The organism is Nocardiopsis halophila DSM 44494, from assembly GCF_000341245.1.
GTDB classification, from domain to species: Bacteria; Actinomycetota; Actinomycetes; order Streptosporangiales; family Streptosporangiaceae; genus Nocardiopsis_A; species Nocardiopsis_A halophila.
The window spans coordinates 1-24,802 of the sequence record NZ_ANAD01000175.1; the positions used below are offsets into that span (position 1 = coordinate 1).

Sequence of the window (24,802 nt, forward strand, 5' to 3'; positions counted from 1 at the left end):
CTTCCGCGACTGGGTCGCCAACGTCGACAGCACCCACTACCTGCTGGGCACCGCCGCCGGCCCGCACCCCTTCCCCTCGATGGTGCGCGACCTGCACTTCATCATCGGCCAGGAGGCCCGCGAGCAGGTCCTGGAGCGCACCGGCCGGCTGCCCGACGCGGTCGCCGCCTGCGTGGGCGGGGGGTCCAACGCCATCGGGGCCTTCGCCGCCTTCATCGACGACCCCGGGGTGCGGCTGTTCGGCTTCGAGGCCGGCGGCGACGGCGTCGCCTCGGGCCGGCACGCCGCCTCCATCACCGGCGGCACGCCCGGCATCTTCCAGGGTGCGCGCACCTACGTGCTCCAGGACGAGCACGGCCAGACGGTGCCCAGCCACTCCATCTCCGCCGGCCTGGACTACCCGGCGGTCGGCCCCGAGCACGCCTGGCTCGCCGACACCGGCCGTGCCGAGTACCGGGCGGTCACCGACGCCGAGGCCATGGAGGCCTTCCGGGTGCTGTGCCGCACCGAGGGCATCATCCCGGCCATCGAGAGCGCCCACGCCCTGGCCGGGGCCCAGGTGCTCGGCCGGGAGCTGGGGGAGCAGGCGACCATCCTGGTGAGCCTGTCCGGTCGCGGCGACAAGGACATGGGCACCGCCGCGGCCTACTTCGGGCTCATGGACGACGAGGGGGAGCAGGAGTGAACGGCGACGCCAGCACCGCACAGGACGCCGGCGGGGGCACCCCGCTGCAGAGCCGGCTGGCCCGGGCCCGGTCCGAGGGGCGGGCCGCGCTCATCGGCTACCTGCCGGCCGGGTTCCCCGACCTGTCCTCCTCGATCGAGGTGGTCCGGGCGATGGTGGCGGGCGGCTGCGACGTGGTCGAGGTCGGCCTGCCCTACTCCGACCCCACCATGGACGGCCCCACCATCCAGCGCGCCGCCGACCGGGCGCTGGCCGCCGGCACCGCCCCCGCCGACGTGCTGCGGGTGGTCGAGGCGGTCGCCGAGGCCGGCGCCGCCGCGCTGGTCATGTCCTACTGGAACCCGATCGACCGGTACGGCACCGCCCGCTTCGCCGCCGACCTGGCCTCCGCGGGCGGCTCCGGGGCCATCACCCCCGACCTGCTGCCCGAGGAGGCGGGGGAGTGGCTGGAGGCCAGCGACGCCCACGGGCTCGACCGCGTCTTCCTGGTGGCGCCCTCCTCCACCGACGAGCGACTGAAGCTGACCACCGACGCCTGCCGGGGCTTCGTCTACGCCGCCTCCCTGATGGGGGTGACCGGGACCCGCGCCCAGGTGGCGAGCACCGCCGAGCAGCTGGTGGTGCGCACCCGCCAGGCCGCCGGGTCCGGCCTTCCGGTGTGCGTGGGGCTGGGCATCTCCACCGGCGAGCAGGCCGCCGAGGTCGCCGGGTACGCCGACGGGGTCATCGCCGGGGCCGGGTTCTGCCAGCGCGTGCTGGACGCCGCCGACCTGGGCGCTGCCACCGCGGCGGTGGGCGCCTTCGCCGAGGAGCTGGCCGAGGGGGCGCGGGCCGGGCGCCGCTGAGGCCCGCCCGGGTGAGAAACGGGTGAGAATCGCGTCCTCTTCCCAGGAAGAGGACGTGCGGGGCGCGGCGGTCGGCGTAGAGTTCTCCAGCACCGGCCGGCGCGCCCCCCGCCGCGTTCACCGCGACGAACGGTACCCGGCCGGTCACATGCAGTAGGCTCCGCTGCGACGCCGCGCGCCCCCTCCGGCGACCGCGGCCCGCGGCGCGTCCACTCCGGCCACGAGGGAAGGGCAGACATGAGCACCGGGCCCCACGAGCACGACCCCGACGAGCCCGACGGCGGCGCCGCCCGCGCCCCCGGGGCGGCCCGCTGGGACGCCGTCCAGCCCTGGGCCACCCTGGCCTGCCGTGTCGCCCTGGCCGGCATCCTCGCCTTCGCCGCCTACACCAAGCTCCCCCCGGCGCTGTCCATCCAGTCCGTCGAGGCCTACCAGCTCTTCCCGAGCGGCATCGCCGAGTTCATCGGCATCACCCTGCCGCTGCTGGAGTTCGCCCTGGCGCTGCTCCTGCTCATCGGGCTGGCCACCCGCTACGTCGGCGCGGCCACCGCCGTGCTCATGCTGCTGTTCATCGCCGGGATCATCTCGGCCTGGGCGCGCGGGCTGAACATCGACTGCGGCTGCTTCGGCACCGGCGGCACCGTCGAACCGGGCGAGACCGCCTACGGCGTCGACATCGCCCGCGACATCGGCTTCATCCTGCTGGCCGGTATCGTCATGATCTGGCCGCGCTCCCCCCTGTCCCTCGACCGGGTCGCCGGGCTCTACCGCTGAGCGCCGGCGGCGGGCGGCGCCCCCGGGGGCGCCGCCGAACCTGATACAACGACCCCGCCTCCGCGGGGACGGACGCGAGCAACCCACACGACGGAGAACGGTGATCGGCCCATGGGCAAGGCGGCGCGGCGCGAGGCGCGCGAACGTTTGAAGCAGCAGCGCCTCAAGGAGCAGCAGAAGGCGAAGCGGAACCGGGTGCTGCTGGTCGCGGGGGCCGCGGTCGTGGTCGTCGCGGTCGTGGTGGCCGTCGGCTACTTCGTCGTCATGCGGGACCGCTCCGAGAGCGACGTCCAGCTCCCCCCGCAGGCGCTGCAGACCGACGGCAGCGTCGTGCTGGCCGAGGAGGGCGCCGGCGCCCCCGTGCTGGAGATCTACGCCGACTACCAGTGCCCGGCCTGCAAGCAGTTCGAGACCGCCACCGGCTCGGCCGTCCAGGAGATGGCCGCCGCCGGCGAGGTCATCGTGCACTACCGCCCGGTCAGCATCTTCGCCCTGCGCGGCGAGCCGCTGGGCACCAACTCGCTGCGCGGCGGGGCCGCCGCCCGTGCCGCCGCCGACGCCGGAAAGTTCGTCGAGTACAACGACATCCTCTTCGAGAACCAGCCCGCCGAGGGCGAGGCCGGGTTCTCCCCGGAGGACCTGAAGGGCTGGGGCGAGGAGGTCGGCATCGACGACCCCGCCTTCGCCGAGCGCGTCGACGCCGAGTCCGAGGTCGCCGACCGGTTCGCCCAGGACTACGCCCCCGACCTGCTGGAGAAGGCCCAGGCCGAGATGGGCGGCGACGCGGTGAGCACCATGCCGGTCACCGACCTGATCGCCTGGGGCGACGAGAACGGCGTGGACTCCTCCTTCCTCGACGACACCTACGTGCTGGGGGTCCTGGAGGCCACCGGCGCCGTCAACGAGCGCTACAGCGGCGAGAACGCGTTCGCGGGCACCCCCAGCGTCTACCTCAACGGCGCGAAGATGGGCAATGAGATGTACTCTGCCTCCAGCCTCCGCAGCGCCGTCGCCGAAGCCGAGCCCGGCGAACCGGACTCCACGCCGGCCCAGGACGCCGAGGGCGGCGAGGACGCCGAAGGCGACGCCGGGGCCTCCGCCTCCCCTGACGCCAAGGAATGAACCACCCGAGATGACGACACCAGCGATGCCCACCGCCGCTGAGGCCGGAACCGTCGGGGACGGCCTCACCCTGGCCGCGATCCCGCCGCCGCCGGTCAGCCAGTTCGACATCGGCCCGCTCACCCTGCACGTGTACGCCCTGTGCATCCTCACCGGCGTCATCGTCGCCGTGGCGTGGTCCGAGCGCCGCTGGGCCGCCATGGGGGGTGAGAAGGGCACCATCATGGACCTGGCGGTGCCCGCGGTCATCCTCGGCCTGATCGGCGGCCGCCTCTACCACGTCATCAGCGACTACCAGCTGTACTTCGGCCCCGGCCGGGAACCGATCCAGGCGCTGTACATCTGGAACGGGGGCCTGGGCATCTGGGGCGCCGTCCCGCTGGGCGCCCTGGGCGTGTGGCTGGTGGCCCGCAGGCGCGGGCTGTCGATGACGAAGCTGTCCTTCGCCATCGCCCCCACCATCCCGCTGGCGCAGGCCTTCGGGCGCTGGGGCAACTACTTCAACCAGGAGCTCTTCGGGCGCCCCACCGACCTGCCGTGGGCGCTGGAGATCTCCACCGAGGCGGGCCGGCCCGCCGGCTACATCGAGGGCTTCACCACATACCACCCCACGTTCCTGTACGAGTCGCTGTGGAACATCGGGCTCACCGTGCTCCTGGTCTGGCTCGGCCGGCGCTACACCGACGCCCTCCAGGGCGGGCGGCTCTTCGCGGTGTACGTCATGGGTTACTGTGTGGGGCGGTTCTGGATCGAGTACATGCGCATCGACCCCGCGAACGAGATCCTCGGCCTGAGGCTGAACAACTGGACCTCGGTCGCGGTGTTCCTGGGGGCCCTGGCCTACTTCGTGTGGGCGGGGCGGCGGCTCGACCGCTTCTCCACGCGCGTGGTGCCCTACGGGCACGAGGCCGGAACCCAGGTCTTCGACACCGACCCGGCCTCCGAGGGCCGGTCCGGGGCCCGCGCAGAGGCGGACGCCGGGCCCGGCGCGGAGGAGTCCGCGGCGCCGAGCGGCACCGGCCCGCAGGAGCCCGGCTCCGGCGGCGCGGCCCCCGCCTCCGCACCGGAGGCGTCGGACGCCGCGGACGCGCCGGAGCGGCCGGACGGCGCCGAGGACGCCCCGGCCGGACCGGACGGTGCGGAACCGGCCCCCGACAGCGGCACCGGCGAGGACGGGACCGCGACCGGACCCGCCGGCCACAAGCGGGAGGAATAGGCGCCGCCGGCGCCGCCGCGGGACCCCGCGGCCGCAGGCGGCGCCGGCGAGGATGAGTGAGCCAACGACGTGAGCAGATCGGACTCCGCCGACCGGGCGGGCACGCGCAGGTCGCGCCGCGCCCGGTCCGGCCGCCGCCACCGCGGTGACGCCGCATCGCCCGACACCGTGGTCGACACCGGACCCGTCGAGGAGGCCGGCCCGGCCCCCGAGGACGCGGCCGGGCCCGAGGACCTGCCCGAAGAGCTGCCCGACGACGGCCGGGCCGCCGGGGAGGCCGCCCCCGCCCGCGGCAGGCGCGCGGGCAAGGGGCGCGCCGGGCGGAAGGCAAAGAAGGCCGAGAAGGCCAAGAAGAACGGCACACCGCCCCGCCGCGGCCGCCGCTCCGCCGCCGCCGACGTCGACCCGGTCTCCAAGTTCTCCGCCACGGCGCTGCGCAAGGTCAGCGTGCTGGGCGACCGGCCCAACAACGTCGTCAGCACGCTCGCCGAACAGAGTTCGGGCAAGCGCGGCACCGCCGTCCTCGGGGTCCTCCTGGGGCTGTGCGGGGTCGCCCTGGTCGCCCTGCTGGGGGTGCTCCTCTACCTCCTGCTCACCGACACCCCCCTCGAAGGCGGCGACAAGCCCTCCCTGGAGATGCCGGAGGACGGCCACTCCACCCTGCTGCCCACGGTCTACCAGGGCGAGGCGCAGGACCAGGAGATCTTCGCCCCCATCGCCGAGCGCGCCGACGACGCCGAACCGCTCGACGCCGAGAAGGTGTTCGCCTCCGACGCCGAGAAGCTCGAACTCGACGACTTCACCATGCTCCTGGAGAACGCCGAGGCCACCGACTCCTGCACCCGCTGGGTCTGGGGCGAGGACCTGGGGCAGGCGCTGGTCGACGGCGGCTGCACCTCCGCGGCCCGCGGCTTCTACCAGGACCAGGACAAGGAGTACGTGGCGCAGTTCACGCTCTTCGACCTGTCCGACGCCGAGGCCTCCAGCGAGGCCGCCAAGGCGCTCGACCCGCACGACCACGAGAGCGACGTGGGCTTCCTGGTGCCCATGGACGAGGGCGTGGACGGACTGCACCAGGGCTACAGCCAGGCCTCCACCCAGGTCATGGGCCACTACCTGGCGGTCTACTGGGTCGCCCGGGCCGACGGCGGGGAGCCGGAGGAGGACACCAGCATGGCCGAGGTCAACGTGGTGGCGATGGACGCCGCGGTGTGGGTGTACGAGCAGGTCGGCCGAGCCAAGGAGGAGCAGGAGGGCTGACCCGCCCGCACGGCGCCCCCCGCGATCCCGGCTAGGATGCGCCTACCGGCGCCGCGCCCCGCGCTCACCGCGCGGCCCGCACGTCACAACGCGAGCAGCACGCTCCGGCATTCGAGAGGTCACGGTGTCTTCTTCAGATCCCTCAGGCGCGACCCCGCCCCCGGCCGCCAAGGGCGGCAGGCGCAGGAGGACCGGCGGAGCCGACCCGGCGGAAGAGGCGGACGGCGCGCCGCGCCGGCGCTCCGGCGGCGGATCCCGGCGCCGGGCGGACGCGGGCGGTGAGGACGGCGCGAAGAAGCGCGGCAAGGCCCTGCCGGTCCTGCTGGGAGCCCTGGGCGTTGCGGTGGTCGCGCTCGTCGGCGTGCTCGTGTGGAATGTCATGGCCGGGGGAGCCAAGGCCCCGGAGCAGGCGCGCCCCACCACCTACTCGGTCTACGGCTCGGAGAGCATGGGCGAGGCCCTCGTCTCCCAGGAGGTCGATTCCCGCCCGCTCAGCGAGGGCGAGATGTTCGAGCGGGACAACAAGGAGATCGACAGCCAGGGCATCGTCTTCGAGCTCTCCGCCCAGTCCCTGACCGAGGACTGCTCCGCGGCGGTCTGGGGCGACCCGGTCGTCAAGGCGCTGGAGGACGCCGGGTGCACCCAGGCGGCCAGCGCGGGCTACGTCTCGGACGACTACGTCGGCGCGGTCGTGCTGTTCAACCTGCGCGACACCGAGGCCTCCGAGGCGGTCGCCGACGCCATGGAGCAGCCGCTGCTCAGCGACGAGGACGAGGAGAGCCCCGGGTTCATCGTCAACCCGGGCGAAGAGGACCCGCTGACCCGCCTGGGGGCCGGCTTCAGCCGGGCCGAGGCCTCGGTGAACGGCCACTACCTGATGGTCTCCTGGGCCCAGGACAAGTCCTCGGAGGACCCGGCGGAGCGTGAGGACCTGACCGCGCCCCTGATCGCGCTGAACTCCTTCCAGGACCCGCTGTACCGGCGGGTGGTGGAGCTGGAGCGCCCCGAGATGGGCGCCGACCAGGGCGCAGGCTCGGGCCAGGAGGGCACCGACACCGGAGCGCGCGCCGGAACCGGGGCGGGCACGGGCGCCGGAGCGGACGCGGGCCAGGGCGGTGCCGGAACCGGCGGCGACGCGGCGACCGGGCAGGGAACAGGCCAAGGCGCCGGCACCGGAACGGGCTGACCCCCAACGAGAGCACCACGAGGCCCTGAGCGCCGACAGCGCTCGGGGCCTCGCTCGTACCCGCACGCCCGTGGAACCGCGTACTCCGTGCCCCCGGCTACGCCTTCAACCGACACCCGACAAGCGCCCCGCCCCCATGCCCGCCGCCACTACAGGCTTCCGCACGGCCCCGCTCAGCGCGCCGCGGCCCGACGCGCCCGTTCAAGAACCCTTCCCCGACGGTTTCGCCGACCCCGTGGCCAAGTCCTCTTCCGGTTCTCAGACGCCGAGACTCCGCCACCTCACACACGGGATCACACGGGGCGTGCCCCCGATCCGGCAGCCGCCTCACCCCTGATGGCCTCCGACAGCATGGCCGTGAGCCGTCGGTGTCCATGTCCACCGAGCTCAGCGACCCCTGGACCGGGCCCGGTCGCCTAGGAGTGCTTCGTCGGCCGAGGCATGCTCCCTGTTGGTTCGAGGCCCCTCGGCCGGGGGGGCGTGTTCCCGGTCTACTCGACCGGGGCGGCCTCTGACAGCTCGGCGGTGATCCGCTCGGCGGCCTGGTCGAGGTCGGCGAAGCGGTGTTCAGGCAGGTCGAGGAGGGTGTGCCCGGCGGTCCAGGGGGCCGCTCGGGCCACAAGGCCGCGTGCGGTGCGCTTGTTGACGCTGTGGCCCTCCTCGGCCGCGACCGCGATCACCGCCTCCCGCAGCACGCGGGGGAGCGGCCCGTGGGCCCGTTCGCGCACCCGGGCGCGCAGCCGCTCCGTCGGCCCCGCACCGGCGCCGACGGGGGAGGGGAAGGCCTCCACCACCACCAGCCGGCTCCCCGGACCGCCCCGGCGGAACCGCACCCGGACCCCCGGTCCGAGCAGCGCCGCCAGCGCCCGCTGGCCGGCCTCGTCGCGCACCTGCGGCGCCGACGAGGGGACCACCGCCCGCACGCCACCGCCGCCCGCCGCCAGGAGCGCCCGCCCCAGAAGCGCCTCCCAGCCGCCGGTCAGGTTCACCACCGCATCCCCGGCCTCGACCGGCCCCGACATCCACGTGCCCAGCCGCACCCGGCGCACCCCTGCCGCGTCCTCGGCGGCCGGCCAGTCGCCGACCACCGTCCCCGGTCCGCCGTCGGACCCGGGCTCGGGCAGGGCCGGGGACCCGGCGAGCTCCGCCAGCTCGGCCCGTTTCGCGGCGGCCTCCTTCGCGTTGCCGCCCTGGCTGTAGATCCGGGCGGCCTCGCCTCCCTGGCCCGCGGGGGCGCGCGAGAGCGGCCGCAGCACGTACAGGTCGCCGGCCGCGCCGATGGCCTCGGCGCCCTCGTACCGGTTGAAGTCCGGGTGCACCGCTTCGAACAGCAGGTCCATCCGGGCCAGGCGGGCCTGCGTCTTGGCGGCCAGCGCCGGGGTCGTCTCGCTCACCCCGTAGGCCACGGCGACGCGCCCCCGGCGCGGGTCGGCCATGCCCTCCAGGCCGCGCCGCACGAACAGCTCGACCCCCTCAGGGGTGTAGGGCGGATCGGTGAAGACCACGTCGCAGGCGCCGACCACCGATGGCGGCAGGCCGAGCCGCAGGGCGGCGAAGTGGCACCGGATCGCCAGCCCCAGGCGGTCCGCGGCCGCGTCGATGTAGGCGAGCATGCGCTCATCGACGTCGACGACCACCGCCTCGGCATCGGGCTGCACCAGCAGCGTGGCCAGGGAGGTCAGATCGTGGTCGCCCACGCACAGCAGCCGCCGCCCGGACAGGTCGAAGCGGTCGGCCAGGAAGACCCCGCGCCGCAGGGCGGTGCGCGCGGTGGCGGCCACGTGGTCCAGGTCGGTCCGGGAGGGCGGGGCCTCGGCCACCAGGCGCCGAAGCTCCTCGGCCGCCCGGGGGTGGGCCTCCATGAGCGGCGCCCAGGCGTCTGCGGGGCGGGGGCGGTCGAAGGCCTCCGCGTAGGGGGCGGGCCGCACCAGGCGCACCCGCTCCTCGCCGCCGGAGGCGGCGAACCGCTCCAGGTCGGCGCCGAGGGCGTCGAGGACGCCCGCGGTCACACGGTGGGCGACCGCCGTGGCCCGCACCAGCTCGCGGGGGCTCCACCAGGCGCCGTTGGACAAGGCGCCCAGGACCCGATGGGCGCGGGTGGCGTCGGCGCCCTGCGCATCGAGCAGGGCCGAGAGTTCAGGCGGAAGATCGTTCACCGTCCGATCCTCCCATTCCCCAGGTCGAGGCGGTTCCGGTCCGCCCCAGGGGCCGTCGGTCGGCCGCCGGGTCCCTCGCGGTCCGGGCGGCCGGCGGCGACGGGTCGGTGAGTGCCCCGCTCGGGGCTGCTTGCCGGGCGGCGGGTCGGCAGGGTGCCGGGCGGAGGGCAGCGACGAAGAGGCGGGGCGGTTCCCTGGGCTTGGCTGTCGGCCGCCGGGCCTTCCGCGGTACCGGGAGATGGCAGCGACGACGGGACGGCTGGTGCCCCGCTTCGCCCTGCTTGCCGGGCGGCGGGGCGCGGGGGGNCCCCGCTTCGCCCTGCTTGCCGGGCGGCGGGTCGCGGGGGGCCAGGGGAGCGCGGCGACGAGAAGGCGGGGCGGTTCCCCGGGCTTGGCTGTCGGCCGCCGGGCGGCCGACAGCCTTGGCATTGGAGGGGCCCTTCCCTGTTCGTGTTCCGGGCATAACGGGCGCACCGGATGGTGGCCGGGCATCGAGAGTGGTGATATCGCCACGCAATTGCACATTGCGTGGCGATATCACCACTCTCGATGAAGATCGGGCCCGGCCGGGTCGGCCTCCGGCTGCCGCACCCCGCCCGGTGTCCCGTTTGTCCGGATTGGAAGGGGTGCGGGCTCGCGCGCACCCGGAGCGGCCCCTGGGGCCGGGCGGGCGTACGGTGGCGGCCAGACCAGAACGGGATTCGGTGCCCGACACCCCCCTAGCGGCACACTGGACCCGATTGTGGCGCATGCGGTCACTCTGAGTAGTCGAAAATGGGCAGACGCCGCCATCAGATCCCGCGCAGGCGGGCGCCCCACCTCTCCCGTGTCGCCTCCTCTCCGGTGGCGGGCGGACAAAAAGGGGCACTACGGGCACAGTGATACCGAACCCCGTTCTGGTCTGGCCGGGATCGCACCCGGAGGCCGCCTGTGGGCGTCGATCAGCGCGCTCGCGCCTTCCCTGTCGCATGACGGTGCGTATTACCCCAGGTCAAAAGGGAGTATCTGCTTGGTGTGCGCCCGGTGCGGGCCGGGTGGGTGCGCCGTGGGAGCGGGCGGGCGCCGCCGGGCCCGACCGCGCCCCCTGCTCGGGCCTCGGAAGGCCCGGCGGCCGACCGGCGGCACAGGGGAACCGCCCCTCCTCTTCGTCGCCGCCCTCGTCCTGGCACCCGATGGCCCGCCGCCCGGCAAGCAGGCCGGAGCGGGGCACCTGCTGTGCCATCGTTGCTGCTCATCGCCGGTTCCGCGAGAGACCCGGCGGCCGACCGGCGGCACAGGGGAACCGCCCCTCCTCTTCGTCGCCGCCCTCGTCCTGGCACCCCGACGGCCCGCCGCCCGGCCGATGACCGTGAGCGGGGCACCGGCTCTCCCGTCACCGCCATCGCGGTGACCGTCCACACGCCTAGCGCCCGGCAGTGCTGCCGGTCGGGTCGCCCGCCTGGTCTCGTCGTTGCCATCGTCCTGGCGCTCCGCGGCCCCGGCGCCCGGCCGGGGCCGTGAGTGGGGTACCTGCTCTCCCGCCCCGCCCTCCAAGCCCCGGCCCTACTCCCGGCCCCCGGCCCCCACCCTCGGCGGCTACTCCGGGCGATCGGGGCAGTGAGATGAAACACGCCGTTAACCCGCCTGTGCCGCACCCCCGCGTGAACGGGCTCACCTGGGCGAACGCTAGTCTGGGGAGCCGGTCCCCGGGGACGGGCGGCCCATGGTCCGGGTCGCCGGTGATCACCTATCGTGGAACCCCGGTGGAAACACCGCCGTGCGGCTGTTGTTAACCTTCCGTCCGGCGGTTTCATCCGCTTTGCGGATGTTTGCCGCTCTTGGCGGCGGGAAGACCCACCGCTAGCCCGGCACGCCGGGCAGGGGGCATGCCCGCTCCGCCGACGAGCGGGCCGACACCGCATCCGCGCCGCACCGCAGCGGCGAGGAGGTCGCAGGACCCGCGATTCGCGCGGTCCACGACCAGGATGTATAACCTGACCACCGACAGGGGCAGGCACCCGGCGCACCGCGCCCGGCCCACGAGGACGTGACACCCGGCCGGACGGCGCGCCCGCCACCGGTCCCTGGCGGCCCGCCCCGCCCCNGCCTCGGCGCAGCGGGCCCACAACCGAAGACCGCACACCGCAGCAGGGCCAACGTCGTCCCGAATGCGCTTTGACCAAAAGCCCATCGCACGACGACAGGAGGGTAGATGCCTGCTGGCCAGGTGCGGCGTTCCGACGCCCGCGGAAACGCCCATGACACCCCGAACGCGGCCGTCCGCGCCACCGGGGAGGGGCTCTACGACCGGTCCTTCGAGCACGACGCCTGCGGAGTCGGCTTCGTCGCCGACCTCAACGGCCGGCGCACCCACGACACCGTGGACAAGGCCCTCACCGTCCTGCGCAACCTCGACCACCGCGGCGCCTCCGGCGCCGACCCCGACGACGGCGACGGCGCGGGCATCCTCACCCAGATCCCCGACGCCCTCTACCGCGAGGTCTGCGGCTTCGACCTGCCCGAGGCCGGCGCCTACGCCGCCGGCATCGCGTTCCTGCCCGCCGGCGAGGTCGACCGCGCCGCCGCCGTGCGCACCATCGAGGCCCTTGCTGCCGAAGAGCACCTGACCGTGCTGGGCTGGCGCGACCTGCCCGTCGAGCCGTCCTACTGCGGCCCCGCCGCCCGCGAGTCCATGCCGCACTTCGGCCAGCTCTTCGTCGCCGGCGCCCCCGGCGGCCCCGCCGAGGGCCTGACCGGCATCGAGCTGGAGCGCTACGCCTACTGCCTGCGCAAGCGCGCCGAGCACGAGGCCGGGGCGTACTTCCCCAGCCTCAGCCCGCGCACCATCGCCTACAAGGGCATGCTCACCACGCCCCAGCTGGAGCCGTTCTTCCCCGACCTGTCCGACCGGCGCTACACCTCCGCGCTGGCGCTGGTGCACTCCCGGTTCTCCACCAACACCTTCCCCTCGTGGCCGCTGGCCCACCCCTTCCGCTACGTGGCCCACAACGGCGAGATCAACACGGTCAAGGGCAACCGCAACATGATGCGCGCCCGCGAGGCCGACCTGGTCAGCGACGTGCTGCCCGGCGACCTGTCGCGCATCTTCCCCATCGCCGACCCCGAGGACTCCGACACCGCCTCCTTCGACGCCGCCCTGGAGCTGCTCCACCTGGGCGGGCGGTCGCTGCCGCACGCGGTGCTCATGATGATCCCGGAGCCGTGGGAGAACCACACCGAGATGGACCCCAAGGTCCGGGCCTTCTACGAGTTCCACTCCATGCTCATGGAGCCCTGGGACGGCCCCGCCTCGGTCTCCTTCACCGACGGCAGCCTCGTCGGCGCCGTCCTGGACCGCAACGGCCTGCGCCCCGGCCGCTACTGGGTCACCGACGACGGCACCGTCGTCCTGGCCAGCGAGGCCGGCGTGCTCGACATCGAGCCCGAGCGCATCGTCCGCAAGGGCCGCCTGCAGCCCGGCCGCATCTTCGTCGCCGACACCGCCTCCGGGCGCATCATCGAGGACGAGGAGATCAAGGCCGAGCTCGCCGCCGAGCACCCCTACGCCGAATGGCTGGAGCAGGGCGTGGTCCGCCTGGCCGACCTGCCCGCCGCCGAGCCCGAGGCCCCCGCCGACCGCGACCTCACCCGCGAGCAGCAGGTCTTCGGCTACACCGAGGAGGAGCTGCGGGTCATCCTGACCCCCATGGCCCGCACCGGCGCCGAGCCCATCGGCTCCATGGGCACCGACACCCCCGTCGCCGCCCTGTCCACCCGGTCCCGGCAGCTCTTCGACTACTTCACCCAGGGCTTCGCCCAGGTCACCAACCCGCCGCTGGACGCCATCCGCGAGGAGCTGGTCACCAGCCTGGGCACCACCCTGGGCGCCGAGGAGAACCTGCTCTCGGCCACCCCCGAGGACTGCCGGCGCATCGTGCTGCCCACCCCCGTCCTCGACGACGCCGAACTCGCCGCGGTCCGCGCCGCCGGCGGCCCCGACGGCGACCCCGACTTCCGGGTGCACGTGCTCGAGGGCACCTACCCCGCCGACGGCGGCGGCCGCGCCCTCAAGGCCCGCCTGGAGGAGGTCTGCGCCGAGGCCGACCGGGCCATCGCCGAGGGCGCCCGCATCCTGGTGCTCAGCGACCGCGGCGCCGGCCCCGACCGCGCCCCCGTGCCCTCGCTGCTGTTCACCGGCGCCGTCCACCACCACCTGGTGCGCGAGAAGACCCGCAACAAGGTGGGCCTGGTCGTCGAGGCCGGCGACGCCCGCGAGTGCCACCACATGGCTCTGCTGCTGGGCTACGGCGCCTCCGCGGTCAACCCCTACCTGGCCCTGGACACCGTCGCCGACCTCGTCGCGCGCGGCGTCATCGGCGGCACCGACACTGCCACCGCGGTGCGCAACACCGTCAAGGCCTACGGCAAGGGCGTGCTGAAGGTCATGTCCAAGATGGGCGTGTCCACGGTCGGCTCCTACACCGGCGCGCAGATCTTCGAGGCCCTGGGCCTGGGCGCCGAGGTCGTCGACCGCTGCTTCACCGGCACCACCTCCCGCCTGGGCGGCGTCGGCTTCGACGTGCTCGCCGAAGAGGTGCGCCTGCGCCACGCCTCCGCCTACCGCGAGGACCGCCCCCACCACCGGCGCCTGCCCGTGGGCGGGGAGTACCAGTGGCGGCGCGAGGGCGAGCCCCACCTGTTCGACCCCGAGACCGTCTTCAAGCTCCAGCACTCCACCAGCACCCGCCGCTACGAGATCTTCAAGGAGTACACCTCCAAGGTCGACCGGCGCGCCGGCGAGCTGATGACCCTGCGCGGCCTGCTCCGGTTCAAGGAGGGGGCGCGGCAGCCGGTGCCCATCGAGGAGGTCGAGCCGGCCTCGGAGATCGTCAAGCGCTTCTCCACCGGCGCCATGAGCTACGGCTCCATCTCCGCCGAGGCCCACGAGACCCTCGCCATCGCCATGAACCGCCTCGGCGGCAAGTCCAACACCGGCGAGGGCGGCGAGGACCCGCGCCGCTTCACCCCCGACGCCGACGGGGACCTGCGCCGCAGCGCCATCAAGCAGGTCGCCTCCGGCCGGTTCGGGGTGACCTCGCACTACCTCACCAACGCCGACGACATCCAGATCAAGATGGCCCAGGGCGCCAAGCCCGGCGAGGGCGGCCAGCTGCCCGGCCACAAGGTCTACCCGTGGGTGGCCACCACCCGCCACTCCACCCCCGGCGTCGGGCTCATCTCCCCGCCGCCGCACCACGACATCTACTCCATCGAGGACCTCGCCCAGCTCATCCACGACCTGAAGAACGCCAACCCGCAGGCGCGGGTGCACGTCAAGCTGGTCTCCGAGGCCGGCGTGGGCACCGTCGCCGCCGGCGTCTCCAAGGCCCACGCCGACGTGGTGCTCATCTCCGGGCACGACGGCGGCACCGGCGCCTCCCCGCTGACCTCGCTCAAGCACGCCGGCACCCCCTGGGAGCTGGGCCTGGCCGAGACCCAGCAGACCCTGCTCCGCAACGGCCTGCGCGACCGCATCACCGTCCAGGCCGACGGGCAGATGAAGACCGGCCGCGACGTCGTCATCGCCGCCCTGCTCGGCGCCGAGGAGTACGGCTTCGCCACCGCGCCCCTGGTCGTCTCCGGCTGCGTCATGATGCGCGTGTGCCACCTGGACACCTGCCCGGTGGGCGTGGCCACCCAGAACCCGGTCCTGCGCGAGCGCTACTCGGGCAAGGCCGAGTTCGTGGTGAACTTCTTCGAGTTCATCGCCGAGGAGGTCCGCGAGTACCTGGCCGAGCTGGGCTTCCGCAGCCTGGACGAGGCCGTGGGCGCCGTCGACGCCCTCGAGGTCGACGACGCGGTGCGGCACTGGAAGACCGAGGGCCTGGACCTGGCGCCGATCCTGCACGAGGAGGCCGCCTGGGGCGGCGACCACGTGCGCCGCGTCCGCACCCAGGACCACGGGCTGGGCAAGGCCCTGGACAACACCCTGATCCAGCTCGCCGAGGGCGCCCTGGACTACGGCCAGCAGGTCACCCTCGACCTGCCGGTGCGCAACGTCAACCGCACCGTGGGCACCATGCTCGGCCACGAGGTCACCAAGCGCCACGGCGCCGACGGCCTGCCCGACGACACCGTCGACATCACCTTCACCGGCTCGGCCGGCCAGTCCTTCGGCGCCTTCGTCCCGCGCGGCATCACGCTGCGCCTGGTCGGCGACGCCAACGACTACGTCGGCAAGGGGCTCTCCGGCGGCCGCATCACCGTGCGGCCCCCCGAGGGCGCGACCTTCCCCGCCGAAGAGCACATCATCGCCGGCAACGTCATCGCCTACGGGGCCACCTCCGGCGAGGTGTTCCTGCGCGGCGTGGTCGGCGAGCGGTTCTGCGTGCGCAACTCCGGCGCGCTGGCCGTCGCCGAGGGCGTGGGCGACCACGGCTGCGAGTACATGACCGGCGGGCGCGCGGTGGTCCTGGGCCGGACCGGCCGCAACTTCGCCGCGGGCATGAGCGGCGGCATCGCCTACGTGCTCGACCTGGACCCCGAGCGGGTCAACGGCGAGATGGTGGACCTGGAGCCGCTCGAGGAGGAGGACCGGGAGTTCCTGCGGGACGTCCTGGCCCGGCACCGCGCCGAGACCGGATCGGCCGTCGCCGAGAAGCTGCTGGCCGGGTTCGAGTCCGAGGCCGCCCGCTTCACCAGGGTCATGCCGCGCGACTTCAAGCGCGTGCTGGACGCCCGGGCCGAGGCCGAGCGCACCGGAGCCGACGTCGACCAGGCCGTCATGGCCGCCGCGCAGGCGTAGAGCCCCGCGCCGAGAGAGGAGGGAACACGCACCATGGGCGACCCCAAGGGCTTCCTGAAGATCACCGAGCGCGAGCTTCCCGCGCACCGGCCCGTCGACGTCCGCATCCAGGACTGGCGCGAGGTCTATGAGGACTTCGACCGCGGCACCGTCACCAAGCAGGCCTCCCGCTGCATGGACTGCGGCATCCCGTTCTGCCACAACGGCTGCCCCCTCGGGAACCTCATCCCCGAGTGGAACGACCTGGTGCACCGGCACGACTGGGGCGAGGCCATCGAGCGCCTGCACGCCACCAACAACTTCCCGGAGTTCACCGGGCGGCTGTGCCCGGCCCCGTGCGAGTCGGCGTGCGTGCTGGGCATCGACCAGCCCGCGGTGACCATCAAGAACGTCGAGGTCTCCATCATCGACCGGGCCTGGGAGGAGGGCTGGGTGCGCCCCCAGCCCCCCGCGGTGCGCACCGGTAAGAAGGTGGCCGTGGTCGGCTCCGGCCCCGCCGGGCTGGCCGCCGCCCAGCAGCTCACCCGCGCCGGACACGACGTCACCGTCTATGAGCGGGCCGACCGCATCGGTGGGCTGCTGCGCTACGGCATCCCCGAGTTCAAGATGGAGAAGCGCCACCTGGACCGCCGCCTGGCCCAGATGGCCGCCGAGGGCACCCGGTTCCGCACCGGCATTGACATCGGCACCGACATCACCGTCAAGGAGCTGCGCGCCGAGAACGACGCCGTGCTGCTGGCCGGGGGCGCCACCCGCTCCCGCGACCTGCCCGTGCCCGGCCGCGAGCTGGACGGCGTGCACCAGGCCATGGAGTACCTGCCGCTGGCCAACCGGGTGCAGGAGGGCGACTACCGGGACCCGGCCATCACCGCCGAGGGCAAGGACGTCGTCGTCATCGGCGGCGGCGACACCGGCGCCGACTGCATCGGCACCGCCCACCGCCAGGGCGCCCGGTCGGTCACCCAGCTGGAGATCATGCCCAAGCCCCCGGCGAAGCGGCCCGACCACCAGCCCTGGCCGACCATGCCGGCGGTCTACAAGGTCACCAGCGCCCACGAGGAGGGCGGCAAGCGCGTCTACTCGGTCAACACCGTGGAGTTCCTCGGCGACGACCAGGGGCGGGTGCGCGCGCTCAAGCTCGTCGACGTCGAGCGCACCGACTCCGGCTTCGAGCCGGTGCCCGGCACCGAGCGGGAGATCCCGGCCCAGCTGGTCACCCTGGCCATGGGCTTCGTCGGCCCGGAGAAGGAGGGCATGGTCGAGGACCTGGGCGTGGAGCTGGACGGGCGCGGCAACGTGGTCCGCGACGGCGACTACGCCACCACGGTCGACGGCGTCTTCTGCGCCGGCGACATGGGCCGCGGCCAGTCCCTCATCGTGTGGGCGATCGCCGAGGGCCGCTCGGCGGCCGCGGGCGTCGACCGCTACCTGGGCGCCGACTCCGCTCTTCCCACGGCCATCCCGCCGACGGAGCGGCCGCTGGTCTGACGGGGGAGGGGACCGCTGAGCCCCCCCCTCCCGGAGCCGCCCCTCACTCGGAGCGTTCACCCCGAGGGGCGGCTCCGCGCGCTTCCGCCCGGCGCACGACCGGCCGCGGGCGGTGCCGCTGCCCACCGCCCCGGCCGTGGGCAGGGGCGCCGCCGTAGGGCGGGTCCACCGGTTCCGGTGCAGGAGGGCCGCGGCCAGGCGCCGTCGGCGGCGGCGCACCTCCAGGGGGCCGGGGAGGCGGAGGTGCGCCTGCGGGGCCGGCCGCGGCGCGCGGCGGTGAGCGGGCCGTGCGGACCCGGTGCGACGTCCGGCGCCTCGGCAAGCGGGCCGGGGGCGCCTTCCCCCAGGGGCGCGGCCTTGGGACGTCCGGTGCGCGCGGGATACCGTCGGTGCATGGGGTACCGGCTCCTCGGCGAGGCCGCGATGCTGCTGCACTTCGCCTTCCTCGTCTACGTCACCGTCGGCGGCTTCCTCGCCTGGCGGTGGCCGGCCCTGTTCTGGCCGCACGCCCTGGTCGCCGCCTACGCCCTGGCCATCACCCTGGTGGGGTGGGACTGCCCGCTGACCCACGTCGAGGACTGGGCGCGCCTGCGCGCGGGGCAGGCCGGGCTCCCGGCGGAGGGGTTCATCGAGCACTACCTGACCGGGGTCGTCTACCCCGAGGGGCACCTGGTGACGGCCCGGCTCGGGGCGGCGCTGTCGGTGGCGGCCTCCTGGACGGGGGCGGCGGTGCTCGCCGCGCGCCGCCGCTCGCGGGGGAGCGCGTTAAGGATGCGTGAGAATCGCGACCTTTGACGCGAATTTGCGTCCGATTTGCCCGAGTATAAAACCGGCAAAATCCCCCAAACTGGGTATGTCGGCCACGTTTGCCGGGCAGGGCCGGGTGCACAATCACGGCATGACCACCGTGAAATCCAACGCCCTGCACACGGCAGAGCACTTCATTTCGCGTTCCGCACGCCTCCTCGACCGGCACCGCTTCGCCCACCTGTTCACCGGCGGACCCGCCGAACCCGTCCGCACCGTCCTGGAGGCCTACCGCAACGTCGACGGCGGCTACGGCAACGGCCTCTACCCCGACCTGCGCGGACACGGAAGCCAGCCCCTCGCCGTCAAATACGCCCTGCGCTACCACGACGAACTCGGCCCCATCACCGAAGAGCTCGCCCGGACCACCACCACCTACCTCACCGCCGTCGGCCACCCCAACGGCGGCGTCCCCCCGGTCACCCCCGCCGCCCTGCACACCGAGGCCTCCCCGCACTGGCGCACCCTCGCCGCCGACCACCCCGCCGGCGCCCTGCGCCCCACCGCCGCCATCGTCGCCCTCCTCCACAAGCACCACACCCCCAGCTCCTGGCGCGACCGCGCCACCGCCTTCTGCTGGACCCGCATCGACGCCCTCCACTGGACCGACCCCGACGAGGCCCAGGCCGTCTGCGCCTTCCTCGAACACGCCCCCGACCGCGACCGCGCCGAGACCGCCCTGGCCCGCCTCACCCCCATGATCCGCGCCGTCATCGAGACCGACCCCGAACGCCCCGGAACCGTCCGCCGCCCCCTCGACCTCGCCCCCCACCCCCGCAGCCTCGCCCGCCGCCTCTTCAGCGACGACGAGATCCAGGGCAACCTCGACCTGCTCGAAGCCGCCCAGCGCCCCGACGGCGGCTGGGACACCGTCCGCGAGCACTGGACCGCCACCGCCACCGAGGAATGGCGCGGCATGACCACCATCCGCCGCCTGCTCACCCTCCAGGCCTACGGACGCCTCACCACCGGCGCCCCCGACCGCAACCCCGGGCCCTGACCCCCGGGCCCCGGTGAGGGGCCGCCACCCCGGCCCCTCACCGGGCCCCGGCCCGACACGCCCCCCACGCACCGCGGCCCCGCCCCCGCCACCCACCGGTCGCCCGTTCGCAACCTGGTTTAGACCACCAGGGCCCACAGACGCTCTAGAGTGGGAAGAGTGACACGACGAGCAAAGATCGTCGCGACCCTCGGCCCGGCCACGGCCAGCCCGGAGATCCTCTCCGAGCTCGTCGACTCCGGCCTCGACGTCGCACGACTCAACCTCAGCCACGGAACCCACGACGACCACCGCGCCAACTACGAGAACGTGCGCGCGGCGGCCAAAGAGAAAGGGCGCAACGTCGGCATCCTCGCCGACCTCCAGGGCCCCAAGATCCGCCTGGGCACCTTCGCCGACGGCCCCGTCGACCTCACCCCCGGCGACCCCTTCACCATCACCGTCGACGACGCCCCCGGCGACGCCCGCCGCGTCTCGACCACCTACAAGGGCCTCACCGGCGACGTCCGCCCCGGCGACCGCGTCCTCATCGACGACGGCCGCATCGTGCTGGAGTGCACCAAGACCACCGGCACCGACGTGCACACCCGCGTCGTCATCGGCGGCCCCGTCTCCGACCACAAAGGCCTCAACCTGCCCGGCGTCGCCGTCAGCGTCCCGGCCCTGACCCACAAGGACGAAGAGGACCTGCGCTGGGCCCTGCGCCAGGGCGTCGACATGGTCGCCCTGTCCTTCGTGCGCAGCCCCTCCGACGCCGACGAGGTCCACGCCATCATGGACGAGGAGGGCACCCGCGTCCCCCTCATCGCCAAGATCGAGAAACCCCAGGCGGTCGAGCGCCTCCAGGACATCATCGAGGTCTTCGACGGCGTCATGGTCGCCCGCGGCGACCTCGGCGTCGAACTGCCCCTGGAGAACGTCCCCATGGTGCAGAAGCGCGCCATCGAGCGCTGCCGCGACAAGGCCAAGCCGGTCATCGTCGCCACCCAGATGCTCGAATCGATGATCAACGCGCCCCGGCCCACCCGCGCCGAGGCCTCCGACGTCGCCAACGCCGTCCTCGACGGCGCCGACGCCGTCATGCTCTCCGGCGAGACCAGCGTCGGCGCCTACCCCGTCGAGACCGTCCGCACCATGGACCGCATCGTCGTGGCCGCCGAACAGGAGTCGCTGCGCGCCTCCCACATCCTCAACCGGGTCCCCGAGACCACCGGAGGCGCCATCGCGCGCGCCGCCGCCGAGGTCGGCGCCACCATCGGGGCCAAGGCCCTCGTCGCCTTCACCATGTCCGGCGAGACCGCCCGCCGCCTCGCCCGGTACCGCTCGCCCGTCCCGCTCATCGCCTTCACCACACAGAACGCCACCCGCGGACGCCTCTCCCTGCAGTGGGGCGTGGACGCCTACTGCGTCCCCTGGGTCGACCACACCGACGAGATGGTCCGCCAGGTCGAGACCGAGCTCCTCGACATGGGCATCTACCAGAAGGGCGACACGATCGTCATCGTGGCGGGAAGTCCGCCCGGAACCCCCGGTTCCACCAACTCCCTGCGCGTGCACCGCATCGGTGACGCCATCACGCACGGGAAGTGATCCGCCGCTGAACCGGCAGGGGAACCGGCCGAGGGACGACCACCGTCCCCGCCGACGACGCCCCGCCGACAGGCCCCGCACCCGGGAACGTCCCGAGGACGCATCCCGGGCGGGGGCCTGAGGGGGCGGCGGACCGGCCAACAGGCGCCCGCGCCTGCCGACCGCCCCCACCCCGCCGGCGCCCCGCGGAGACCGCGGGGGAGCGCCGCGGACGACCTCCTTCACCGAGGCGGACGGAGAAGGAGCGCGACCCGTGCCTCCGGACCGGTCCGGAGCCCACGTCAGAGCCCAGAACGCTCAGACCACTCAGACCACGGCGTCAGCGTCGACGGGCACCCGTCGTGCCGCCCTCCAGGCCGCCCAACGCGCCGCCGTCCGCCGCCGACGCGCCTCCGCCCCGCGACTCCTCGCGCGGCCGGGGCGGGTCCTCCGCCTCACCGGTCGGCGCCGCCTCGGCCGCATCCCCGCCAGGAACCTCCCCGTCGGCGGGAACCGCCGACGATCCCTCAGAGGCGGGGCCCTCATCGCCCGGGCCGCCGGGCGACTCGGGTGCGTCCGGCACCTCCTCGACGTCCAACAGAGGGCCGTCGATGGCGGGGTGGCCGAGCACAGGGCCACCGCCCCCGGTCGCACCAGGGCCGCCCGAACCCGCCGGGCCGTCGCCCGCGCCCGTCGTCGGGGAACCGGCGCCGCCGACGCGTCCACCGGACCCGGCGGCCTCGCCCTCCCGGTCCGCGCGCGCCTCCTCCTCGGCCACGGCGTCCGACCCCTCATCGGGCCTGCCGCCCTCCGGCGCCCCGGCACCCGTCACGGCGCCCGGAAGCATGTACGACCCCTCACCGGTCCCCGACGTCTCGTACGGCACCCGCTCCAGCGGCATGTCCCACGGCAGCAGCCGCCAAGGGCTGTCGTCATCGGTCGCCAGGATCCCCAGCGCCGTCCACACCCGGTCCGGCTCGCCGTCACCGTCGGCGCCCCCGCGCCACAGCAGGTACCCGCCGTGGAACGCAGCCGACAGCCGGTCCCAGCCCGAGAAGCGGCGCTGCAGGTCCGTCGCCACCCGCCGCAGCAGGTTCTGCGTCTCCGCCTGGCTCAACCAGTTCAGCGTCGCGCCGCCGCACGCCAACCGCACCAGGTGCGCCGACTTCCACCACCCGTAGGAGCCGACCACCACCGACTCGCCCGCGTCCTCCGCGCCGGTCACCTCGCGCATCCGCTCGACCTGCTCGGGCGTGAGCCGCACCTGCTGCTCCGTGAACGCCTCCTCCGCGGCCGGGGAGCGTGCCCCCTCGGGAAGGCGCGTGCGCGCCACCCCGGTGTGCAGATCGATCACCAGCTCTGCCCGGGGGCTCGAATGCAGCTCCTCCCACAGGGCCTCGACCGTCGCGAGCAGGCCCGCGCGGTCGGTGATGCCCCACTCCTCCTCCAGGACGCTCCGATAGCGGCGGCGCAGCTGCGGGCGCGAGATGACGTCCCACGGCTCGGCCACCGCCACCCGGAACGGCGCGGCCACCGCCACCGCCCAGCGCTCGGTGCTCAGCGGGCCGTCCCGGTCCCGCGCGCGCAGGGAGGGGGACTCGCGGGAGCCGATCACCAGCTCGGCGAAGGAGAGACCCAAGAGCAGGACGATGGGGAGGAACGCCCAGCCGCCCTGGCCGGTGGCGACGAGCACGACGACGAGCAGCGCCAGCGGGGCCAATAGCCACGGCTGCCGCCGCTTGGAAGCCCAGGCCACTACCGCCCAGGAACCGATCACCAGGACTCCGAGGATCCCGGCCACCGCGGTCAGCACCGCCCACTCCCTTCGCACCGGACGACGCCGAAGGGCGCGCGTCCGCGACACTCCCACATCCAGCATCGGTGACTCTCGGCCGTCATGGCGACGAAACCCACGTGTTGTGCTCAGGTTGTGGCCGTGATGTGACCACGGGGAGTGACCTGGAGCGGAGTCCAGGTTAAGGATGTGACGGATCAGCTTTTCGGACCGATGAAGGTGTCCAGGAGGGCGACGGAGTCGCGCTTGGCGACGGAGAGGACGCCGGGATCGCGATAGCCCTCCTTGGAGGGCTTCTTCCAGTTCAGCTTCCACTCCGCGCCGACGAGATCCAGGGCCGAGCCGAGGATGTCGTGGATGTCCTGCGAGGTGTTCGAGAAGAAGTAACGGGGGTAGGCGTAGTGCTTCCAGTCGCCGGCGACCTTGCGTCGCACCTTGTTCGCCACCCGGCATCCATCTGAATGGAACAGCCCTCGGATGAGCGGCTGAGGAGTCTCCTGGACGATCTCCGCCTGCCAAGGCTGGAGGATGATGGGACGGCTGTGCTTCTGACCCGGGCCGTGCTGGGGGAATATGCAGGGCCAGTGTTTCGAAGAGGCCCGGACGATCACCATGCCGACCCCCTCCTTGGTCCTGAGGCCGGGGGAGACCGGGAAGACCCTCCCCATCGCCGTCCGACACTCCTCGATCAGGTCGGGGTACACGGCCGTGCAGAAGATGCAGAGCAGGAACACCCCTTTTCGGCAGTGCACGATGTGGCCGTCGCCCAGGTAGAGGCCGAGCAGGTATGCGTAGGCCTCCTTGTCGATCTCGGCTCCTGAGCAGGGCGGGCAGTAAGTAGTCCTGCCGGCTTTAGTGGTCGGGTGGCGTCGGCGTCCCGTCCGCCAGTGGCGGACGGTCCAGATCGAGACGCCCACGGCGTTCGCGACTTGGCGGTCGGTCCAGCCCTGTGCGTGCAGCCGCAGGGCCTCGTCGACGACTTTGCGAGGGTACATGGGTTCGAGTATGAGCGGCGCGGTCGCACTCATGTTCGATATCCACAGACAATAAAAAAGGCGCTCGCGCGCCTGTTGGTGCCGGAAGTGGGATTCGAACCCACACGCCCCGGAGGGCAATCGCTTTTGAGGCGATAGTGTCTACCTTTCCACCATTCCGGCGTGTTTGTGGAAATTGGGGTATTTGTCCTCAATGTCCATTTTTTGAGGGTGTCAGCTCGATGTCCTGGGCGGAGGCAGGGTAGCCGACGTCCCAGAGTCTACACGTTCTCGGTACCCTCGTGTTCGTGACGACGACGCAGAGCCGCGTGGTGATCGCGGAAGACGAGGCCCTGATCCGGCTGGACCTCAAGGAGATGCTCGAGGAGGACGGCTATGCCGTCGTGGGCGAGGCGGGCGACGGGGAGACGGCGATACGACTCGCCGCCGAACTCAAGCCCGACCTGGTCATCCTCGACATCAAGATGCCCGTCCTGGACGGGCTCTCGGCGGCCGAGCGCATCGCCGCCGAGCGCATCGCCCCTGTCGTCATCCTGACGGCCTTCTCGCAGCGCGAGCTGGTCGAACGGGCGCGCGACGCCGGGGCGATGGCCTACTTGGTGAAGCCCTTCAGCAAGTCGGACCTGGTGCCCGCCATCGAGATGGCGGTCAGCCGGTACGCCGAGCTGTCCGCTCTGGAGGCCGAGGTGTCGGGCCTGCAGGACCGCCTGGAGACCCGCAAGCTCGTCGAGCGGGCGAAGGGGCTGCTGCAGAGCCGGCACGGGCTCAGTGAGCCGGAGGCCTTCCGCTGGATCCAGAAGAACTCCATGGACCGCCGACTGACGATGCGCAAGGTCGCCGAGACCGTGGTCGAGACGCTCGAACAGGAGCAGCAGCAGGGCTGATGAGGGTCGGGCGGCCGTCCGGGCGATCCCCGGCGCCCCTGAACCCCGTCGGTCCGGCCCGCTCGCCTTGCGGGCGCCCCGATCGCCGTTTCGTCACGGCCGCCGAACGGAGGCGGCGCCGAGCCGGGTGCACCGCGATGATCCGCGCGCCGCGCCCGCGCTCACGCGCTCCTTCCCGGTTCTCCGTGCACATCCGGCCCCGCCGCATCCGCGGCGGGGCCCTTTTCATGTCCGGT

General features: G+C 73.5%; 15 protein-coding genes, 1 tRNA gene and 1 pseudogene. 13 read left to right on the plus strand and 4 right to left on the minus strand.

The genetic code is table 11. The features are described from left to right. The 7 genes from D450_RS0120330 to D450_RS0120360 all read left to right on the plus strand — a co-directional run. The coding region (locus D450_RS0120330) for a pyridoxal-phosphate dependent enzyme (protein ID WP_017540492.1) at positions 1 to 685 on the plus strand (685 nt) is incomplete at its 5' end. Continuing rightward, complete coding sequence (trpA, locus tag D450_RS0120335) at positions 682 to 1,530, plus strand: tryptophan synthase subunit alpha (protein WP_017540493.1); 849 nt, start codon at positions 682 to 684, stop codon at positions 1,528 to 1,530. The genes D450_RS0120330 and trpA, both read left to right, overlap by 4 nt. Positions 1,531 to 1,767: 237 nt before the next feature. Beyond that, a complete protein-coding gene (locus D450_RS0120340) occupies positions 1,768 to 2,304 on the plus strand; it encodes a MauE/DoxX family redox-associated membrane protein (RefSeq protein ID WP_017540494.1) in 537 nt (178 codons plus the stop codon). 111 nt (positions 2,305 to 2,415) lie between these two features. Next, positions 2,416 to 3,426 carry a DsbA family protein gene (locus D450_RS0120345; protein ID WP_017540495.1) on the plus strand — a complete coding sequence of 337 codons (1,011 nt, stop codon included), beginning with the start codon at positions 2,416 to 2,418 and terminating at the stop codon, positions 3,424 to 3,426. Between the two features lie 25 nt (positions 3,427 to 3,451). Further along, positions 3,452 to 4,642: a prolipoprotein diacylglyceryl transferase gene (gene lgt, locus D450_RS0120350; protein ID WP_017540496.1), complete on the plus strand. Its 1,191-nt coding sequence runs from the start codon at positions 3,452 to 3,454 to the stop codon at positions 4,640 to 4,642. A gap of 69 nt (positions 4,643 to 4,711) precedes the next feature. Continuing rightward, positions 4,712 to 5,902 carry a hypothetical protein gene (locus D450_RS0120355; protein ID WP_017540497.1) on the plus strand — a complete coding sequence of 397 codons (1,191 nt, stop codon included), beginning with the start codon at positions 4,712 to 4,714 and terminating at the stop codon, positions 5,900 to 5,902. A 124-nt stretch (positions 5,903 to 6,026) separates the two neighbouring features. Then, positions 6,027 to 7,088, plus strand: a complete 1,062-nt coding sequence (locus D450_RS0120360) for a hypothetical protein (protein WP_017540498.1) — start codon at positions 6,027 to 6,029, stop codon at positions 7,086 to 7,088. A 491-nt stretch (positions 7,089 to 7,579) separates the two neighbouring features. Here D450_RS0120360 and D450_RS35255 read toward each other — a convergent pair whose 3' ends face one another. After that, positions 7,580 to 9,244 (minus strand): bis-aminopropyl spermidine synthase family protein, encoded by a 1,665-nt coding sequence (locus tag D450_RS35255; RefSeq protein WP_017540499.1) that lies wholly within the window; start codon positions 9,242 to 9,244, stop codon positions 7,580 to 7,582. A 2,191-nt stretch (positions 9,245 to 11,435) separates the two neighbouring features. Here D450_RS35255 and gltB point away from each other — a divergent pair. The 5 genes from gltB (at position 11,436) to pyk (ending at position 20,913) form a co-directional block, all read left to right on the plus strand. Further along, positions 11,436 to 16,028 carry a glutamate synthase large subunit gene (gltB, locus tag D450_RS0120370; RefSeq protein ID WP_026128669.1) on the plus strand — a complete coding sequence of 1,531 codons (4,593 nt, stop codon included), beginning with the start codon at positions 11,436 to 11,438 and terminating at the stop codon, positions 16,026 to 16,028. Between the two features lie 33 nt (positions 16,029 to 16,061). Next, a complete protein-coding gene (locus tag D450_RS0120375; protein WP_017540501.1) occupies positions 16,062 to 17,516 on the plus strand; it encodes a glutamate synthase subunit beta in 1,455 nt (484 codons plus the stop codon). Positions 17,517 to 17,909: 393 nt separating this feature from the next. Beyond that, complete coding sequence (locus D450_RS0120380) at positions 17,910 to 18,311, plus strand: DUF2784 domain-containing protein (RefSeq protein ID WP_017540502.1); 402 nt, start codon at positions 17,910 to 17,912, stop codon at positions 18,309 to 18,311. Positions 18,312 to 18,414: 103 nt separating this feature from the next. Continuing rightward, positions 18,415 to 19,323, plus strand: a complete 909-nt coding sequence (locus tag D450_RS0120385) for a hypothetical protein (RefSeq protein WP_017540503.1) — start codon at positions 18,415 to 18,417, stop codon at positions 19,321 to 19,323. Positions 19,324 to 19,482: 159 nt separating this feature from the next. Beyond that, on the plus strand, positions 19,483 to 20,913 hold the full coding sequence (gene pyk, locus D450_RS0120390; protein WP_017540504.1) for a pyruvate kinase: 1,431 nt from the start codon (positions 19,483 to 19,485) through the stop codon (positions 20,911 to 20,913). 853 nt (positions 20,914 to 21,766) lie between these two features. Here the strand turns inward: pyk and D450_RS34825 are convergent. The 3 genes and pseudogenes from D450_RS34825 to D450_RS0120405 form a co-directional block, all read right to left on the minus strand. After that, a pseudogene (locus D450_RS34825) lies at positions 21,767 to 22,705 on the minus strand (DUF1266 domain-containing protein); the annotation flags it as partial. A gap of 179 nt (positions 22,706 to 22,884) precedes the next feature. Continuing rightward, entirely contained in the window at positions 22,885 to 23,715 is an 831-nt protein-coding gene (locus D450_RS0120400; RefSeq protein WP_017540505.1) for a helix-turn-helix domain-containing protein, read from the minus strand. Positions 23,716 to 23,758: 43 nt separating this feature from the next. Further along, positions 23,759 to 23,844, minus strand: a tRNA-Leu gene (locus D450_RS0120405). Between the two features lie 146 nt (positions 23,845 to 23,990). Here D450_RS0120405 and D450_RS0120410 point away from each other — a divergent pair. Next, entirely contained in the window at positions 23,991 to 24,566 is a 576-nt protein-coding gene (locus D450_RS0120410) for an ANTAR domain-containing response regulator (RefSeq protein ID WP_017540506.1), read from the plus strand. Positions 24,567 to 24,802 lie beyond the last annotated feature (236 nt).

Bases quoted from the DNA above. Each gene is read 5' to 3' on its own strand.
- D450_RS0120340 (WP_017540494.1), top strand. From the start codon at position 1,768: ATGAGCACCGGGCCCCACGAGCACGACCCCGACGAGCCCGACGGCGGC.
- D450_RS0120345 (WP_017540495.1), top strand. From the start codon at position 2,416: ATGGGCAAGGCGGCGCGGCGCGAGGCGCGCGAACGTTTGAAGCAGCAG.
- lgt (WP_017540496.1), top strand. From the start codon at position 3,452: ATGCCCACCGCCGCTGAGGCCGGAACCGTCGGGGACGGCCTCACCCTG.
- gltB (WP_026128669.1), top strand. From the start codon at position 11,436: ATGCCTGCTGGCCAGGTGCGGCGTTCCGACGCCCGCGGAAACGCCCAT.
- D450_RS0120375 (WP_017540501.1), top strand. From the start codon at position 16,062: ATGGGCGACCCCAAGGGCTTCCTGAAGATCACCGAGCGCGAGCTTCCC.
- D450_RS0120380 (WP_017540502.1), top strand. From the start codon at position 17,910: ATGGGGTACCGGCTCCTCGGCGAGGCCGCGATGCTGCTGCACTTCGCC.
- D450_RS0120385 (WP_017540503.1), top strand. From the start codon at position 18,415: ATGACCACCGTGAAATCCAACGCCCTGCACACGGCAGAGCACTTCATT.
- D450_RS0120400 (WP_017540505.1), bottom strand. From the start codon at position 23,715: ATGAGTGCGACCGCGCCGCTCATACTCGAACCCATGTACCCTCGCAAA.